Annotated in this window: 21 protein-coding genes; 5 read left to right on the top strand and 16 right to left on the bottom strand. The window is 61.3% G+C overall.

Going from position 1 to position 16,324, the window contains the following annotated elements:
- Nucleotides 1–33: 33 nt before the first annotated feature.
- Entirely contained in the window at nucleotides 34–348 is a 315-nt protein-coding gene (locus GL4_RS09015) for a hypothetical protein (RefSeq protein ID WP_156137483.1), read from the bottom strand.
- Between the two features lie 391 nt (nucleotides 349–739).
- Between GL4_RS09015 and GL4_RS09010 the strand changes: the two genes are divergently transcribed.
- Nucleotides 740–970, top strand: coding sequence for a hypothetical protein (locus GL4_RS09010; RefSeq protein WP_045366795.1), 231 nt, complete (start codon nucleotides 740–742; stop codon nucleotides 968–970).
- 145 nt (nucleotides 971–1,115) lie between these two features.
- Here the strand turns inward: GL4_RS09010 and GL4_RS09005 are convergent, their stop codons facing one another.
- Nucleotides 1,116–2,861: a putative bifunctional diguanylate cyclase/phosphodiesterase gene (locus GL4_RS09005; protein WP_052464294.1), complete on the bottom strand. Its 1,746-nt coding sequence runs from the start codon at nucleotides 2,859–2,861 to the stop codon at nucleotides 1,116–1,118.
- 275 nt (nucleotides 2,862–3,136) lie between these two features.
- On the opposite strand from GL4_RS09005, the gene GL4_RS09000 reads away from it, so the two are divergent.
- Together GL4_RS09000 and GL4_RS08995 are read left to right on the top strand one after the other, a co-directional pair.
- Nucleotides 3,137–3,613 (top strand): hypothetical protein, encoded by a 477-nt coding sequence (locus tag GL4_RS09000; RefSeq protein WP_045366793.1) that lies wholly within the window; start codon nucleotides 3,137–3,139, stop codon nucleotides 3,611–3,613.
- 209 nt (nucleotides 3,614–3,822) lie between these two features.
- On the top strand, nucleotides 3,823–4,023 hold the full coding sequence (locus GL4_RS08995; RefSeq protein ID WP_045366791.1) for a hypothetical protein: 201 nt from the start codon (nucleotides 3,823–3,825) through the stop codon (nucleotides 4,021–4,023).
- Between the two features lie 137 nt (nucleotides 4,024–4,160).
- Here GL4_RS08995 and GL4_RS08990 read toward each other — a convergent pair whose 3' ends face one another.
- Nucleotides 4,161–4,757, bottom strand: a complete 597-nt coding sequence (locus tag GL4_RS08990) for a L,D-transpeptidase (protein WP_244462597.1) — start codon at nucleotides 4,755–4,757, stop codon at nucleotides 4,161–4,163.
- Nucleotides 4,758–4,929: 172 nt separating this feature from the next.
- On the opposite strand from GL4_RS08990, the gene GL4_RS08985 reads away from it, so the two are divergent.
- Nucleotides 4,930–5,607 (top strand): DsbA family oxidoreductase, encoded by a 678-nt coding sequence (locus GL4_RS08985; RefSeq protein WP_045369848.1) that lies wholly within the window; start codon nucleotides 4,930–4,932, stop codon nucleotides 5,605–5,607.
- Between the two features lie 14 nt (nucleotides 5,608–5,621).
- Here the strand turns inward: GL4_RS08985 and GL4_RS08980 are convergent, their stop codons facing one another.
- The 13 genes from GL4_RS08980 to GL4_RS08920 form a co-directional block, all read right to left on the bottom strand.
- Nucleotides 5,622–6,827 carry an HlyD family secretion protein gene (locus GL4_RS08980; RefSeq protein ID WP_045366789.1) on the bottom strand — a complete coding sequence of 402 codons (1,206 nt, stop codon included), beginning with the start codon at nucleotides 6,825–6,827 and terminating at the stop codon, nucleotides 5,622–5,624.
- Nucleotides 6,824–7,324 carry a hypothetical protein gene (locus GL4_RS16725; protein WP_052464287.1) on the bottom strand — a complete coding sequence of 167 codons (501 nt, stop codon included), beginning with the start codon at nucleotides 7,322–7,324 and terminating at the stop codon, nucleotides 6,824–6,826. Before GL4_RS16725 ends, GL4_RS08980 begins: the two co-directional genes overlap by 4 nt.
- A gap of 127 nt (nucleotides 7,325–7,451) precedes the next feature.
- The gene (locus GL4_RS08970) at nucleotides 7,452–7,721 is read right to left on the bottom strand and encodes an HdeA/HdeB family chaperone (RefSeq protein ID WP_052464284.1); all 270 of its coding nucleotides are present in this window, start codon (nucleotides 7,719–7,721) and stop codon (nucleotides 7,452–7,454) included.
- A 72-nt stretch (nucleotides 7,722–7,793) separates the two neighbouring features.
- Nucleotides 7,794–9,191 carry a mechanosensitive ion channel family protein gene (locus tag GL4_RS08965; RefSeq protein WP_082025586.1) on the bottom strand — a complete coding sequence of 466 codons (1,398 nt, stop codon included), beginning with the start codon at nucleotides 9,189–9,191 and terminating at the stop codon, nucleotides 7,794–7,796.
- A gap of 111 nt (nucleotides 9,192–9,302) precedes the next feature.
- Nucleotides 9,303–10,718 (bottom strand): magnesium transporter, encoded by a 1,416-nt coding sequence (gene mgtE / locus GL4_RS08960; RefSeq protein WP_172653328.1) that lies wholly within the window; start codon nucleotides 10,716–10,718, stop codon nucleotides 9,303–9,305.
- A 207-nt stretch (nucleotides 10,719–10,925) separates the two neighbouring features.
- Nucleotides 10,926–11,189 (bottom strand): hypothetical protein, encoded by a 264-nt coding sequence (locus GL4_RS08955; protein WP_045366783.1) that lies wholly within the window; start codon nucleotides 11,187–11,189, stop codon nucleotides 10,926–10,928.
- 101 nt (nucleotides 11,190–11,290) lie between these two features.
- Nucleotides 11,291–11,536 carry a hypothetical protein gene (locus GL4_RS08950; protein ID WP_045366781.1) on the bottom strand — a complete coding sequence of 82 codons (246 nt, stop codon included), beginning with the start codon at nucleotides 11,534–11,536 and terminating at the stop codon, nucleotides 11,291–11,293.
- Nucleotides 11,537–11,835: 299 nt separating this feature from the next.
- Nucleotides 11,836–12,015: a hypothetical protein gene (locus tag GL4_RS08945; RefSeq protein ID WP_045366779.1), complete on the bottom strand. Its 180-nt coding sequence runs from the start codon at nucleotides 12,013–12,015 to the stop codon at nucleotides 11,836–11,838.
- A 108-nt stretch (nucleotides 12,016–12,123) separates the two neighbouring features.
- Nucleotides 12,124–12,705: a cell wall hydrolase gene (locus tag GL4_RS08940; protein ID WP_208430879.1), complete on the bottom strand. Its 582-nt coding sequence runs from the start codon at nucleotides 12,703–12,705 to the stop codon at nucleotides 12,124–12,126.
- Between the two features lie 412 nt (nucleotides 12,706–13,117).
- A complete protein-coding gene (locus GL4_RS08935; protein ID WP_045366777.1) occupies nucleotides 13,118–13,381 on the bottom strand; it encodes a GlsB/YeaQ/YmgE family stress response membrane protein in 264 nt (87 codons plus the stop codon).
- A 130-nt stretch (nucleotides 13,382–13,511) separates the two neighbouring features.
- Nucleotides 13,512–13,970 carry a Gmad2 immunoglobulin-like domain-containing protein gene (locus GL4_RS08930; RefSeq protein ID WP_045366775.1) on the bottom strand — a complete coding sequence of 153 codons (459 nt, stop codon included), beginning with the start codon at nucleotides 13,968–13,970 and terminating at the stop codon, nucleotides 13,512–13,514.
- A gap of 132 nt (nucleotides 13,971–14,102) precedes the next feature.
- On the bottom strand, nucleotides 14,103–14,585 hold the full coding sequence (locus tag GL4_RS08925) for a YpsA SLOG family protein (protein WP_045366773.1): 483 nt from the start codon (nucleotides 14,583–14,585) through the stop codon (nucleotides 14,103–14,105).
- 28 nt (nucleotides 14,586–14,613) lie between these two features.
- Nucleotides 14,614–15,465 (bottom strand): aspartyl/asparaginyl beta-hydroxylase domain-containing protein, encoded by an 852-nt coding sequence (locus GL4_RS08920; RefSeq protein ID WP_045366771.1) that lies wholly within the window; start codon nucleotides 15,463–15,465, stop codon nucleotides 14,614–14,616.
- A gap of 180 nt (nucleotides 15,466–15,645) precedes the next feature.
- On the opposite strand from GL4_RS08920, the gene GL4_RS08915 reads away from it, so the two are divergent.
- The gene (locus tag GL4_RS08915; RefSeq protein ID WP_156137478.1) at nucleotides 15,646–16,089 is read left to right on the top strand and encodes a hypothetical protein; all 444 of its coding nucleotides are present in this window, start codon (nucleotides 15,646–15,648) and stop codon (nucleotides 16,087–16,089) included.
- The last annotated feature ends 235 nt before the right edge of the window (nucleotides 16,090–16,324 follow it).

The following is a 16,324-nucleotide window of genomic DNA, read 5'->3' as shown; positions in this document are numbered from 1 at the left end:
GCGCGTTAGCGCGGTAGGGCAAACAAAGAAGCCTTATGGCGTGTCGGTAGTCGCGGGCGGCGTGGCCGGCGCTGTCTCAGGCATGGCCTCGGAAGCCGGCTCCGGCGCGGGCTCCGGCGCTGCCATGGGTGCCGCCGCAGGCGCTTCGGCCGGTTCCGGCGCCGTTGCCTTGTGCACTTCCTCGCGCACCTCGTCGGCGACCTTGCCCGCGGACTGGCCAAGTTCGCCGCCAACATAGTCCCAATTGACGATGTCGCGGCTTTCCGGCTCGTCGCCCACATGATCGATGAGGAAGACGACCACGATGGTGAGGATGATCCCGGTTAGGACACCGGATAGATATGGCATGACGCTCTCCCTATGTTCGACTTTCGGCTGGGCGGGGTTGCATACGCGGCAAACCCACGAGGCAAACACCGTCCCGCCCGCCGTGTTCCCGTTGAGCCCGTTCAGGGCTGAGGCGAGCATAGGCGCAGTCCGTGTGAAATGCATGTCACGAACGCGCGGAGCGCCGCCGGGAACACGGCGTCTCGCCTGCGCCGCCGGTCCGGCCGGGACGCTGGAACGGTCTCGAGAACCGCGCGGTGTCCGGTTCCGATCCCGCTCAGGGAACTATCTTCTTCCTCCAGCGTTTTTCCGCGGAACGTCTGCATTTTCCTACTTGTCAGGGGACGTTTTTGACCCACTACTTTCCGTTGCGCGGCGACTGGCCGCGCCTCTAATCGAAGGAACGAAGAGAATGCTCAAGCTCTTTAGTGCGTTGATGTTTGGAACGGCGTTACTGCTTGGGTCCGCCTCCCTGTCGACCCCCTCTTTCGCTCAGGACGACATGGAAGAAGGCACCATGGCCGAGGAAGGGATGACCGACGAGGCACCGGCCGATGACATGATGGATGAGGCCCCGGCCGACGAGGGCATGGACGACGCTCCGGCCGAGCCCGATCCGATGGAGGAAGCTGAAGAGGGCTAGCAAGCCCACCGGTATTCATTCGCGAATGAACACCTGGAGGCGCCGGCGCAAAAGCATCGGCGCCTCTCTTGCGTCCGGCGCCGGTTTGTCGCGCAGGGGCTTTTGTGGGGTGTCGGTGCGTGGGTGTCGACGCCGAGCCTTCCCGTCAGCGGAAGACGCCGCTGAGCCTCGTTTGCCGTACCGGCTGATGCATGGTCCGAAAGGTGCTCTTCCGCGAGCTCACACGATGCGGGATGACATCGGGGGCGCTGTCGAGCCGAATGAATTTGTGCACCTCCGATGCGGCGACCGGACGGCCGAGCAGGAAGCCTTGCGCCTTGTCGCAGCCGATCCCGCGCACCCGTTCCAGCTGCGCGATGGTCTCGACGCCTTCGGCGGTGACGCGCGCGCCCAGTGCATGACCGAGCTGCGTAACGGAGTCGAGAATGGCTTGGGCCTGGGGACTGTCGTCGGCCACGAACGTCCGGTCGATCTTGATCTCGTGGAATGGAAACTCGCGCAAGTAGCCCAGCGAGGCATAGCCGGATCCGAAGTCGTCCAGCACCACCTTCACGCCGAGAGAGTTGAGCTGTTCCAGTAGAGCGAAATTCTCGGCTGTGCTCTGAAGCAGAACCGTTTCGGTGATCTCCAGGTAGAGCCTGTCCGGGTGCAAGCCGGACTTCTGGAGTGTATCCGCGATCTTGAACGGAAGGCTTTGCCGAAATTGCGCGGGCGAGAGGTTGATGCCAATGCCGACGTTCTGGGGCCAGGTCGCGGCTTCGGCGCAAGCCTCCTTCATGACCCAATCGCCGATGGCCGTAATGAGTCCCGTTTCCTCCGCGAGCGGAATGAACTCACCCGGATACACGAGCCCGCGTTCCGGATGATGCCAACGCAGGAGCGCTTCAAATTTGACGAGACGTTCGGAGCGGACGTGGAAGATCGGCTGGTAATGGAGCTTCAACTGCCCTCCATCAAGAGCGCGTGTCAGATCCGCTCTGAGTTCTTGCCGCACCCTCTCCTTCTCGGCCATTTCTTGCCCGAAAAAGCAATAGCTGTTGCGCTCACGCTTTGCCCAGTACAGCGCCGCATCCGAATTTTGGAGCAGTTCCTCGGTCTGGCTTCCGTCTTTGGGAACCCTCGCGATGCCGATGCTGGCGCCGATTTCCACCTGACAGTCGTCGATATGGAAAGGCGCGCCGAGAGCCTCGATAAGGCTGTCCGCCAACCGTTCCAGACGTTCCGTCGGCCTCGTGTGACGCGTTACCAGCAGAAACTCGTCGCCGCCCAGCCGCGCAAGGATATCGTCGTCCTTGGCAAGGCTCCTGATCCTCGTTGCGACTGCCTTAAGAAGCGCGTCGCCGAAGGGATGCCCATAGCTATCGTTGACCTCCTTGAAGTGATCCAGGTCGATATACAGCACCGCCGCCTCTTGATCTTTGCGGCGCACCTCTTCAAGCAGAGCGTCCAATCGCTCATGGGCATACGTTCTATTGTAAGCGCCTGTGAGCGTGTCGTGCCGCGCAAGATAGGTCAGTTGCTCCCGGATGCGCCTCTTCTCCGTGACATCACGGAAGAACAGCGTGAGTGTCTCCTCGCTCGGGTAGGCATGAACCTCGAACCAGATATTCATCGAGGCCAAGTACTCTTCGAATACCACCGGCTTCTGGTGCTCAAGCGCCCATGTGTAGTTCTGATGAAATGGACCGCCGAACGCTTCCGGGAACGCCTCCCAGAGGCTTCTTCCGATACTGATGTCGCGGCCCTTCAGAAGATCGATTGCTTGTCTGTTGCGGTAGAGAATGCGCCAGTCGCGATCGAGTACCGCAACACTGTCAGTGGTGCTCTCCAGCACGAACTCGCTTCGGCTTATTTCCAGCCCGTTGCGCGTAAAGCTGTCATTCGGTGCCATTCTCACAACTCCCAACAGGGCGCGCTGCAATCCTGCGGTGCAATCCTAATGTAGTTCACTTCGCAGCTACAGGGCTATTCAAACAGACCACAGATTAATAAACAGGGGCCATCACTTCGCGAGCTTCCCACGCATCGTTAACTGGGCGTTAACGATGCCGGACCAGAGCGCCACCGAAGCGATCACTGTCGGATGCCGGATCTGCGGGCTAAACTCGGAGCCGCGAACGCCCCCCTGCTTAGCCTTTATGAGCACCGCACACCAAAGGAGCCGAGATGCCCGATCCGCACACCAGCGACCTCGCCTCGCGCCTGCGACAACTCCCGGGCCAACTCCTTCTGGCCCTGCTCAATGGCACCGCCATCCTGGTGATTGTCGCGGCGCTTTTCGCGCTTGTAGCGACGGCAAAAGTTACTCACTTAGCCGAGAACGTTGCCGCGACCATGACCGACGCCGTCCTGTCCCGCGTCGACGTCAAGCCCGCGCGGGTCATGGCGAAGCTCGACCAGCTGACCACGGAGGTCCAGTCGTTGCGGTCCGCTCTTCAGGAGCAAGCAGCGCAAGGGCGCACCAAACTCGACCCTGCGATCGAGCGGCTGAATGACAGGCTTGCCGAGCTGGAGACGGCCATCGGCCAACTCCGCGAGGGCCGGTCGCGACTCATGGACGAAGCGACCGCGCGGCTCAGCCTTTCGCTCGGTGAGGCGCTTCGAGATTTCGGTGCCTGCAAAGCGAATGCGGCGAGGCCTTGAGCGCTGGCGCCTACCACGCCATACATCCGGCGGCGCTGACGACGTTGGTATCGGCTCGCATTTTCCCTCTTGTCAGGGCTCGCTTTTGACCCACTCTTCTGGCTTGCGAGGCGCCAAGCCACGTTTGCTTTGAATCAAGACATTCGTCACCGCGACGTCGTTAGACTCGGCGCTTGGGAGCCACGGAGACGCCTTTTCAAGGAGACACCATGAGCATTGAAAATCTCAGCCTGGACGAAGTGGAACGGCGCATTCAGGTCGTCGAAGACAATCTACGCGAGCTGATGGAACAGGCCGCCGCCTTTTCAGGCGCAGCGGACGAAGAGCGCAATGCCGCGCGAATTGCCGACCAGCAGGAGAAGCTCGATGCCCTCTTGGCCCGGCGCGACCAGCTCATGGCGAAGGGTTAGTTTGGGGCCAAGAACTCTGGCGGTGAAACACCGACGCAGCAAGACGCCGTGCTCCAGTTGCCCAAAGAAGGCTAGCCGGAAGTGCGTGAAAGCGAGAAGGCCGACCCGCCTTTGCCGGATGTGCCAGCTCGGCGGCGTTAGCGGCGGCGCCTAAAGAGACCGCGGAAAGGCCCGCGACGCTCGCGCGTCTCGGTGTAGCCCGTCCCTTCGGGGGATCCCAAAGTACGGACCGCCGGCGGCGCGGAGCTGGCGGCCCAATTGCCCGCGGGGTCGGAGCCGGCAACCACGACTTTCGTGCCCGCCATACCGTGCTGCTCGACAAGATTGTAGAGCGTCGCCGCATTGTTGAGCGAAAGCCGCACGCAGCCATGCGACCTCGGCGTTCCCATGCCGGGATGATTGGAGCCGTGGATAGCGTGGCCTCTCGTGGTGAAGAAGATCGAATGAGGCATGCCAGCGCCGTCCCACTCATCCGAATAGTGCATCCGCTCCATGCGAAAGGCGCTGTAGTTTCCCGTGGGAGTCGAATACCCCGTGGCGCCCGTGGAGACGGGCCAGCGATAGCGCACTTCTCCATCCACGGAGACGGTCATGGATTGGGTGGGCTTGTCGATGTTGATGAGAATCGCAGCGAGCGCCGGGGTGGTCAGCATGCTGAGAGTTGCCGCAATCAGCGCACCCGCCAACCAGCGGCGGCGTCCCAGTCCTCTTCGTGTCGTGGGGCTCCCCACCATGGCGTTCCCTCCCGCAATGGCACGTCAGCCATAGTCATCATAGCATGACGCAATCCGGCGGGCCCGCACGATCGCGTGACCCACAGATGCCCATATAGGGTGGCTTTGAGTAGGCGCAAGGCCGCGTGGTCTGGCAACGCCTAAAGTGCAGCGGCTATATAAGAGGGTGCCGATGTCAAAGGTAGAGATTTCCTATTACTCCGACGTGCTATGTATTTGGGCCTACGTGGCCGAGCGGCGGCTGGACGAGCTTGCGGCGCAGTTTGGCGATCAGATCGAAATCGTGCCCCGCTACTGTTCGGTGTTTCCCGATGCGTGGGGCAAGATCGAAGCCAAAGGCGGTTTCGAGCACTTCAACGAGCACCTCAAAGAGGTTGCCGCGCGATTTCCCCACATCGTTGTCAGCGACCAGGTTTGGCTTCGCGGGCGCCCACGCACCTCGGCAAGCCCGCATCAGTTCCTGAAAGCCGTCGAACTCGTCGAACGCAGCGACGGCGCGCCGTCGCCCCCGTATCTCGACCGGCTGACCACCCGCGCCGCCCGCAACATCCGCCATGCCTTTTTCGCCGAGGCCCTGGATATTGGAGATTGGACCGTGCAGCGCGACATCGCCGCCAGGCTCGGAATAGACGCCGACGTTATCGAGCGGAGGTTGCGCTCCTCCGAAGCGCTGGCCGCCCTTGTCATCGACTACGGTCTTGCCGCAGAGAACGGCATCGCAGGGAGCCCGACGTTCTTGATGAACGACGGGCGGCAAAAACTGTTCGGCAATGTGGGATACAGGCTGCTGGAAGCCAATGTGCAGGAGCTTCTGCGGGGCCCCGCGCAGGACGGTGCAAGCTGGTGCTAGACGGCGCCGTGCCCCTAGTGCCCGCCCCCGCCCGCAAGACCGATGCCCGTTACGAGCGCGATCCAGACCTTGATGCGAAGGCCCCACGCCTTGATGATGCCGAGGCCGCCGAGGATATGGCCGAGAATACCGTGGGGAAGATTGCGGTCGTAGGTCTGCACGATACAGCCGCTGCCGTTGACGAGGAGTTCTTCATGCTCCGGATAGACCATCTCGATCGCCGCGACGACCTCGCCGCGTTTTGAGAACTCGGAAGGCTCAATGAGTCGGCCCGTGGGCGCGAGCTGACCGGCGGCAATTTCCGGCTGGATTGCGCTGATACGCGCCGGCAGCACGGAATCCACCATCGCCACGTTGAAATTCGTATCGCAGGCGACCTCGGCCGGCATGCCGACATAGAGGACCGAGCGCGAGACTTGCGAAAAGCCCGCGACCACCCGTTTCGGGTGGGCTTCGTCCCGGTCGGGAATGATGAGCATTGCCGGGTTCGAGGCGAACTGGGCGGCACGAGCACCCACATGCAAGGTGACCTGATCAATGACGCCGTCTACCTGCGATCGAACCGTCGTCTTTGCAAGTTCGACCTGGGCCTGCTCGAGTTGAGCGTTCGCGCTCTCGCGTTGCGCAGGCAGCACCTCCGTCAGCTGCAGATTGGCCTCGTCCAGGAGCGCCTCGGATTGCGCGACCTTGGCCTCGCCGGCCGCCTTGTCGGCGACGGCGGCCTGATAGCGGCGCTCGTTATAGGCGGGCGACTTGCGCCTCTTCAGCTCGGCTTGATCCTCGAACACCTCGACGGCCTGCTGAAGCTCCGCCTTTTCCCGGTCGAGGGACGCTTGCGCCGAATGGACTTCTGCCTCGGCCGATGCGACGGATTTGTCGATTTCCGCAAGCTTGAGTTCCGCGGTCTTGACTGCCGCCTCCTCCGTCGTCCTATCCACGGTAAAGAGAACTTGGCCGGGCTTCACGCGAGTTCCGTTGTCGACCTCGATGCTCGTGACGGTGCCGCCGTTCTCGCTGACCACCGGAACCGTGCGAAACGGCACGAAGCCCGTGTAGGATTTCGGGTAGTAGTAAAACACAGTGAAGAAAACGATGAACGCCAATGCCAACCACGCGAACAGCGCGATGTGGACGTTGTAGAGCGTGATCGGGATGCCCTTCCAACGCAGATACATGATGCGCAGAACGAAGGGGATGGAGGTTACGGTAAGCTCGATCACGCTTCCGACCCTCCATTTGCAGACGATTCCTTTTCAGCAGGAGCGCTGTCCGGCTTGCCCCCGCTCTCGTCCGGTTGATCGGATTTCGACGCTCGCGCCTTTCGCTTGGGCGTCTGCGTTGAAGGAGGCGTCTGTTCCTGTTCATCCGGCACCCGCCTGCCCGTGTGGTCATGTTCTCCCAGATGCTCGCGATGCAACTCGTCGAGCATGGCGCTTTCGAGCTCACCCTTGAGGATGTGTTCCTTCTGCGGCTCGAACCAAAGCATCAAGTCGCGTGCCAGCGCCGTCGCGATCAACGCCATGGGAAGAAGAATGCTGAAATGGCTTAGCGGCGGGAAGATCTCGTAAGCGAACGCGATCATCAAAAGCGTCGGGATCGTCGTCTTCAGCGGCGTCCCTTCGTTATGCTCTTCGGCAAACTTGTCGAACCGTGCATAGAAATGAAAGACAACAAAAACCAGGAGGAACAACAGGATCAGCGCCATGAAAGACGTCATGTCCGTGTGTCCTGGCGCTGTCCACCATGGAACCGTTTGCGCCTCCCCGCCCGTGGTCGTTTCCGCTTTCAAGGACGTCCCCCCTGCCGCCAAACCAGAATTGGCCGCTCGGCTGCCCCAAACAAGCCTATTGATTCATCAGTGACTCGACCGCAGTGAGCAGGTTCGTGTCGGGATTCTCGAGGCAGTAATCGCGCAGCTTCTTGGCATTGGCCTTGAGCTTCTCGACCTCGACAACGGTGTTGCCTCTTTTGCCGCTGTAGTAGCCGTGGAGCCAAACCGCGATCGTATCCGGGTCCGAGACCTTGTAGAGCGCGAACTGATTGCAAGTGATCTTGCTGACATCGATCGTGACCTGCGCCGAGGCCGTGGCGCCGAACGGGACGGACAGAGCCATGGCAAACGCGAGGCACTTCCCGGCAACTCCTAGTGACCTTAGACGTTCATGCATGTGTGGCACCCCTGACATCTACTTGTCCTCACCAGCGTGACCCTGATCCCCTGAGGATATCGATTCTCTATCGACAGAGGGCGTCTTCTCGAGAACTGGCGGCGTCGACGCCTTGTTTGGATCTACCGGAATGAAATGTACGTCTTGCTGCGGGTATGGGATCGAGATTCCGACGGAGTCGAACAGCTCTTTGACGTATCGCGTCAGATCCCAATAGACGGTCCAATAGTCGGATGTCTTTGCCCAAGGACGGCAGATCAGGTTCACCGAACTGTCCGCAAGCTCGTTGACCCGGATCGTCGGCGCGGGATCCTTCAGGACCAGCGGATGCGCCTCGACAGCCTGTTCGAGGACTTTCAGCGCTTCCGGAATGGAATCGTCGTAGCCAATGCCGAAGACGAGATCGACGCGGCGCGTCTCGCTGGCCGTGACATTCGTAATGACGTTGCCCCAGACATTCTTGTTTGGAATGACGATGACCTGATTGTCCGGCGTGGTCACTGTCGTGGCGAAAATATTGGTGCTCTTCACCGTTCCGGCGACGCCGCCAACGTCCACATAGTCGCCCACGTCGAACGGGCGATAGATCATGATCATGAGGCCCGACGCCAGATTGCTAAGCGAGTCCTGCATGGCGAAGGCGGCGATGATCGAAGCACCGCCGAACACAGCGAAGAGCGGCGTGACATCGACGCCGAGGCCCGACAAGACCAGCATCAAACCGACGGCCAGAACGATCCAATAGATAATTCCGACGATGAACGCTTGCAGCAGGTCGGAGATATTCGGCACATGACCGATCCAGCGCCGGACAATCGCCCGGACCATCCGCGCGACAAATATCAGCGCCAGAAACGCCACAATGACGATGGCAGCGTTCTTCGCGAACATCAGGCCGCGATCGTCGGCCTTCATCCAATCCATGGCCCACGCAATGAGGGTCTTGATGTCCGCCTTGCGCGTCTCTTCAAGAAAGATGGCGTTCTGGTAGTCGCGATAGACCGCGATCTCCTTAGCGTCGCCGCCCTTCCGTTCCCAGGCGTTGACGACCGCCGTGTAGCGATCGAAGAGGTAGTTGCGTTCCGCGTAGAGTTTCGTCAGCGTTTCGCGCTGGGAGCTCTTCGCGCCGCCATTGGCTTTCGAAACGGCGATTTGCGCATCGACCACCTGTTCAGTCTTGGACTTCACAATGTCGAGCCACTTGCCGGCCAGTGCCTTGAGCTCGTCCACGGTCATCGGAACCATGAGAAGTTCGAGGTCGTCGAGCTTCACTTGAGGATCGGTGACTTTGCTGGAGAAGACGGGAGCGGTCTGCGCCGGTGCCGAGGCGGCATCCTGCGCGAGCGACGGCTGTGCCGCAGCGAAAATTGTAATGCTGCCCAGCAGCAATGCGGCAAGGGCTATGAAGCGCAGCATCTTTCCCCCTAGTTCCCGTTCCAATTGCAGACCCTTACTAGCCCTTTCCGCTCGCCTGTAAAGCCCCCTTGGCACCGTTCCATCGAAGTGCCTGGAGATGGGCTCTTCCCCTTAGAAGTAGAACGTACTGGCCATTAGGAAGTAGACCAGAACGCCCACGACATCGTTGCTTGTCGTGATGAAAACGCCTGTCGCCGCTGCCGGATCGATACCCAGTCGGTTGAGTGCCAGCGGCACGAAGGACCCGACAATCGCTGCGATGGTGGTAACCGTGAGCAAAGACATGGACGTCGCCAATGCCAGCCGCACAGGATCGGCGACTTCGAAGACCAGCGAACCTCCAAGGATCAGCGACGCGAGAATGCTCCCGGCGATCGCCCCGTTGAGGAGCGCGCCGAGAAGCTCACGGCCAAAGCGATAGATCAAACGGTCCCCAGGCCAGTTCGATCCCATCGCCAAAGCTTGAACCGAAACCACCGACGCCTGCAGGCCGGCATTGCCGGCCATCGACATCACGACCGGGATGAAAGCCGCGAGGATTGCCGCCTTTTCGAGCTCCTCTTCGAAGGATCCGATGATGAGGGCCGCGATCGTGGCGCCGACCAGTCCGGCCAGCAGCCACGGCAACCGGTTGCGCAGGATCTTCGGAACGGAGTCGGTCGGGCGCGCATCTTCGTTGACGCCACCAAGCTTCAGCATGTCCTCGGCGGCTTCTTCCGCCACGACCCGCGCCAGCATCTTGGTGGTGATCTGCCCGACGAGCCGGCCGTCGTTGTCGACGACGGGAAGGCTCTTAAACTCCGTACCGGCGGTCGCGAGCGCCGCCTCTTCCTGATCCGTGGCCGACGAGACGATGGGAAACTCGCGCGACATGATTTTGGAGAGCGGTGTGTCCGGGGGAACCAGCAGCAATGCACGCGGTTTGAAGGCACCGATGGGGCGGTTGTCGGCATCGATGACAAAAACCGTATCGACCGATCCGATCATGTCCGATGCACGTTGAAGTGCCTCAACCGCTTCGGCGGCCGAGCGGTCCGGCGCAAGCGCGACATGCCGCCGTTGCATGATCTCGCCGGCGCTCTCCTTCTCGAAGGCTCTGGAGGCTTGGATGCCTTCGAACGATTTGAGGTCCGGACCGAGCCGGTCCTGAACATCGTCGGGCAAATCCCGAAATGTATCGAGCGCGTTTTCGGGCGGCATCCTTCGGATCAGCTCGCGCAGACGTTCGACCGTTTCGTCTCGTGTGATTGCCGCGCGGTATTGCGGCCGCAGTTCCGACAGAACGCGCGACGAGGTTTGGTCCGGCAGGATTTCCAGCAGCTTGCGCGCGGCCTTCAACGGCAATCTGACGAGGAGCTCCATGATATTTTCGGGCGGCCAATGCGCGAGAACCTTGCGAACGGCCTTCTTGTTCTTGTCACGGATGAGCTGCCGGATCGCGCCGACGACCGCGTCGTTTGCGCCATCCGCGGCGCCCTCGTCTTCCGGCACCCATTTCAGATCCAATGCAGAATCGGACTCGGCCAAGATTCACCTCGAGATCGTGCGACCGTCCGGCGCGGCGCGGAATTCCATCATGGGACGCACGGGAGCAGGCCTGCCGCACTTATCAATGCCGGTCAATTTGGCGAAGCCGCTCGACACGATTATGAAGGACGAAGGATGTCTGTGAGACGTTGGCAACAAGACCGCGGCGGCGCCCAGCACGAACGCCGCCCCGGCCCATGACCAAACTTACTTGGACGTCATATTGCGAATGAGGCCCGCGATGAGCGTCAAGACAATACCGCCAACGCCACCGCCGACGATATCGCCCACCCAACCTTCGATCATCTGACCAGCAAAACTGCCCATCAGCTGACCCAGGATGCCGCCGCCGACAGCGCCGGCGATCGCATTCCCAACAGCTCCGAGAGAATAGTTCTTCGCAGCCGCACCCGCGGCGCTGCCACCGACAGCACCGGAGACGGCCTGCACCAGTAGGCCCGTAAGATCCATTGATAATCCCTCCCATTGTCCCGCTCGTTTCGGCGGGAGGACAGTTTAGATCGCTTGGAGAGGGTTCGTCACTTGTCACGATGCGCCAGTTTACAGGCGCGCTAGTCGATACGGCTGAACATGCGCACCGCAGCATAGGCCACGAGGGAGAGCGCGAAGACCGCGCCTATGGCCCCCAGCACCACCGCCCCCAAGGGCAGGCGATCCGCCTCGGCGATGCCTAGAAAGTCCAAGCCCTGAACCGCGAACACGGCGACAAGCCCAAGCCCGATGACGAACACCGTCACGCCGACGAGCCGCGCGAACCGGCGAACTTGCCGGCGCCGCTCCAGACGGCTGCTGAACATGGCTCGGCGCTTCATGGATCGCGTCTTCCCCGCCCTGAACTCAGAGGAAGTCCCGATGGAAGTCCCGATAGCCGGTCTTCGTGTCTGCGCCCCGTCTCATTGCCGACGAGGCTGTGGCGACTCCTGTCGCTCTGTTTGGTCATGGCGCGTTGTGGTAGCCGCTCGCGGGCGCGCCAGCAAGCACCCACTCGACATATGACAGGTCAATCCCCGCAGAAAATCTTGCCAGGTTGGCCTAATCGTACTGTGAAGCGGTGACCACGGTCGGAATGCCTGCCCTCTTCCGGGGCGGCATGGCGCTACTGGTCCGTCGCGGTGTTGCCAGGACTACATTCGCCGAAGGTCGGCGTGTCGCCATAGGTCAGGCAGGCGGCTTGGGCGGTTTCGGCCGGCGCAAGGGTCATCGGCAATGCGGGACCCTGGTCCGTCACGCAGCCCGCGAGTGCAAGCGGCGCGAGCACTATCAGCAGCCATCGCATAGTTCTCTCCCGTGTCAGCGAAAGGAAGATGCTAACGGCCTAGAGATATGCTGCGGAAGGGGAATTACAAGGGTGGCGACCGGGCCGGCCGCCACCCTCGAAACGGTGCTACGCGCTTGGATCGGAATAGAAAATGTGCCGGCCAATACGCGCGGTCAGTTCGAAATGCTTGGCCCAGTTCGGGCTGACATAGTCCGCGTGGTAGTGGGTCGCGGTCTGGAGCGACGCCAGGACCCGGTACTCGCTCACCTCCCGCTCGTTCGGCCGATTGGCCATCAGCCAAGCGGCGTATCCGCGGACACTAAACCAAACCTTGGCATCGCGGATCCGGTCGGCCTTGCCGTCGCAGGCAAAGGAGAACTGACAGCGATTGTGAAGATGGCTGTTCTGATAAACCACTCCGCAAACGGTGTTGGGATAGTGCTTGCTCGAAACCCGATTCAAGATCACCCGGCCGACAGCCAGCTGGCCGCGCCAAGGCTCACCGCGGGCTTCGAAATAGATCCCCTCGGCCAAGCACCGAAGCTGGCGCGCAAAATTCGCATCGGCGACGTTCTGATCACCTGCACCCTGCGCGGCAACTTCCAGCGCTGCCGACGACACGCCGTCCTCGGCAGTGCCGGCATCGGCCAGGTCGTCAAAGCCGTCGATCACGCTATGCCGAGCGACGACCTCAGCAGCCGCGACCAATCCGGCTTTGGCGTTGTGCGACGCAACGAACAATTTGTCATTTCGCGCCACGTCACCAGCGTGTGCAGGCGCTGCCAGTCCAAGCAATACCAAGACAAGCAAAAGGCTCTTCACGCCGAAGAGTCTCTGACCCCTCATAGATATTCCTCAACAGTTGTTAACACTGTGCGGGATTAAACCGCTGAGGACGGGGCTTTTGCTCGATAATTCTGACGAGGGCAGGTTCAGCTTGTGACGAAAACGTGGCCTGTGTGTTACAAACTGCGGCAAAGTGGCCCAGCGTGGAGGCCGATGTTGCAGTGCAGCAACCGGCTCAGCCGCGCCCACACAAGGTCCGACACCGAAAGACGCCGTCCCACCCATCGGTGGAGCGGCGTCCGAGGCAGCTAATCAGCTGAACTAACTCGGTATTTTATGATAGCAGCTTCTTGATCAACTTCACGATGACCAGAAGTATCACCGCGCCGATGAATGCCGCGATGATCGATCCGAGAATGCCGCCGCCGAACGCCAGGACAATTCCCACCTGAGGCAGGAAAAACCCGGTGACGAGGGCACCGAGGATTCCGACGACGATATCGCCCAGAAGGCCGAATCCGGTGCCCTGAACGAGGAGACCCGCCAGCCAGCCGGCAATGGCGCCGACGACCAGGATGATAATGAGTGCTTCCAGCATTGTTCCCCCCTTTGCCGAAGAATCGTACTCATCAAGACGGCACAGCCTATCACATCGCCGGCCGCGCTTAGCGCCAATCGACGGGCTGTTAGCAAATCCAACCGCGCCGCGTTCCGTGGCCGTCGGAACCTTAAGGCTTCAGGACCAGCGGAATTACGGTTCGGCCCGGCGGGAAGCCTTCGCCGTCGGATACATCTTCTTCGAAGACCTCGAGATGGCCGAGTTGCTGGACGGTGACCGTATACGGAATACTGAAACTGAACGCCCCAGGACCATCGACGCCGCCGCCTGTCGTATGGCCGCTCGCAAGCACCGAGCCGTCCCGCGCCAGAAGCTTCCACTGCACATTGCTCTCGAAAGTCCGCGAGCATCCGGTCACGTCGAACCCACTCTCGACCCGCTCACCCGGTTTCGGACCCGTGGCGATCACGAAGGCCGCCTCGTCCAAGGCGCCGTCCGCGTTCGAGCAATTGTCTGTCTCCTCGCCTTCGACGAGACTGCCCATCGCAACCGCGGGCAAGACGGCGAGCATCAGGCTCGCACCGAAGACCCCACCCGCAACCATCATTCGCCTCGTGGCATGCGTCATTGTTTCCTCCTCAGGTCGTCACTCTCCGCAAAGCCCGGACCAAAGCCATAAGACGGGCCCTGCCCCTATATGGACCCAATTCACGACGGGCCATGGAGTTCCGGCCGCGCTGGCGAAGATTGGGGGCGGTGCTCAGTTGATCAGCGCCGCCAGAACAGGCTGCAGTTTGCTCAAGGCTGCTGCCTGGAGCCCCGGCGACTCGCTCTCCCGCGGACCGGCGATGCAGACGGGCTTACCCGTGAACGGCCTCAAGAAGGCCCGGACCCTGTCTCCTGCCTCTTGCTCTGCAACGCTTGCGACGCAAACGGGCTTGCCCGAGCTCACCGCATGGCGCACCGCGCGCTCCGTTCCCGTTGAGACGCCAAGCCCTTCCCGTCCGACCAGGACGAGCAGCGCATCGGAATCCCGCACGTTCCAGTCGGTGCGCTGCTCAGGCTTGTCGGATGGTGTCTCGCGCAGGTTGGGATAGAGTGCCAGGAGTCCCGGCGGCTCGGGCATGTCTTCGGCCCATCCGCCCTTCGGACACCAGCCTCCATAGGGCGTGCCCGTGGCGATCGCCGCCTCGAGGGCGGCACGGTCAGGTCCCGTCTGCCCCCCGGAGATCACGGTCACCATCGCCGAATTCTCCGCGGGTTTGCGCAGGCTACGCGGCTTCGGAGTGCGGTGCCGGAGGCTCCGTGCTCTTTGCTCCGGGACGCAGCATCTTCCAGTTCTTGTAGAAGACAGCGTTGGCGCGCTCGACGAGGACCGACACACCGGCAATGAGTTTGTCGAGGAATACCGGATGCGCCGTGGGACGCATGATGTCCATGAACACGACGAAGCGGCGCGCGTCGTAGTCGTTGACCGAGCGGTGGATGAGCGTGTCGTCGAAAATGTACAGCGGGTCGTCGCGCCAGAAGTGCTTTTCCCAACCGCACTGAATATAGACTTGGTCCGTATCGACAGGTGTCAGGTTATACAACACGCGCAACGTCATCCGAAGCGGCCCATAGTGGAACGAGGTGGATTCCTTGCCCGAGAACACCGAGACGGCGATGGTCTTCACGTATTTGTAGTCCCGCTTCAGGGCCTCGACGGAATGCTCCTTCCGCTTGCCGTACCACTCATAGACGTACATGCCGCGGCGGCCTTCCTCGAAAGACTCGTCGATCTCGGTAAGGATCGTATCTTTCTGCTCACGGAAGACATTGAGGACCTGGTCCACTTCTTCGCGCCATTCCGGCGGCAGGTCGTCGTGCTTGTAGACGCCCTTGTTGCGGTAGCTGATAAGATCGACGAACAGATTCAGCGGCGACAGCAGCCAGGTGGTGATGCCGTTTCCCAGGAAGTACTTCCGGAACACCATGGCATCGCGGCGCTTGTTGCGCATGACGTCGATCAGACCGCAGCCGAGATAGAAAATCGTCAGCAGCGGCAGGAAGACGAGGCCGAGGAACAGCACCACCCCGGCGATCGCAAACCGCCTGATCGCTTTCTTTGTCGCACGCTCCATCGGCACTACCCCCTGGATCAAATCTGCTCGATACGGCCCCCGAATTAAGCCATTCCTGTGACGATGTCCAAGCCTGCTGATAGAAGATCCCTTGCGGCGGCAATACCAGGGGCCGCACTTGGGACTGGACTAGTTCTAAGCAGAGCCTACGGGGCCGGACGGGTGCAAATAGAGGGTAAGATGTCATTGAGATTGCTGCTGTTGGGCTTCGTCGCCGGGTTTCTGGCAACGCTCCTGTTTCACCAGGGGCTTTGGTCCATCTTCAACCACATCGGCCTCATTCCCATGAGCCGGCCGGCTTGGCCGACCGACCCGGTGCCGCCGCTCGGGGTTCCTTCCCTGCTGTCCAAGGCCTTCTGGGGCGGGCTTTGGGGCCTGGCGTTTTCACCGTTCCTGGCCAGGATCAGCGGCCCGGCCTACTGGCTGTCCTGGATCCTCGCCGGGGCCATCGCGCTGCCCTTGGTGGCTTTCTTCATCGTCCCGGTCGTGAAGGGGCTCGAGACACCGGCCCTGTGGCCGCGCTATCTCGTCTCGATGATGCTGAATGCGACCTGGGGCTTGGGCACTGCGGTACTCTTGCGCCTCCTCGGTGCGGGACGGCCCGTTCAGGGAACTGCGGCGTGACCGGACACGAAGGTCGATGTTCTGTGCTCCCGGGATTCTATACTAATGGGGTCGCAGCCTATATTACTGCCCATCGGGACTCGGCATAGGCAACGCGGGCTTCACTCCACCCAAATGACATCCGCACCAACGACACAATCGAAGGCAGCCCACTCCGGCAGCGAGCACACGGCCGAAGCCGTCGAGCCAAAGGAGCAGCACACCGCCAAAGAGAAAGAAAAGCCGCTCCGCGAGC

It is taken from the genome of Methyloceanibacter caenitepidi (assembly GCF_000828475.1).
Classification (GTDB): Bacteria; Pseudomonadota; Alphaproteobacteria; order Rhizobiales; family Methyloligellaceae; genus Methyloceanibacter; species Methyloceanibacter caenitepidi.
Note: the sequence above shows the minus strand (reverse complement) of the source record. Positions and strands in the feature narration are given on the sequence as shown.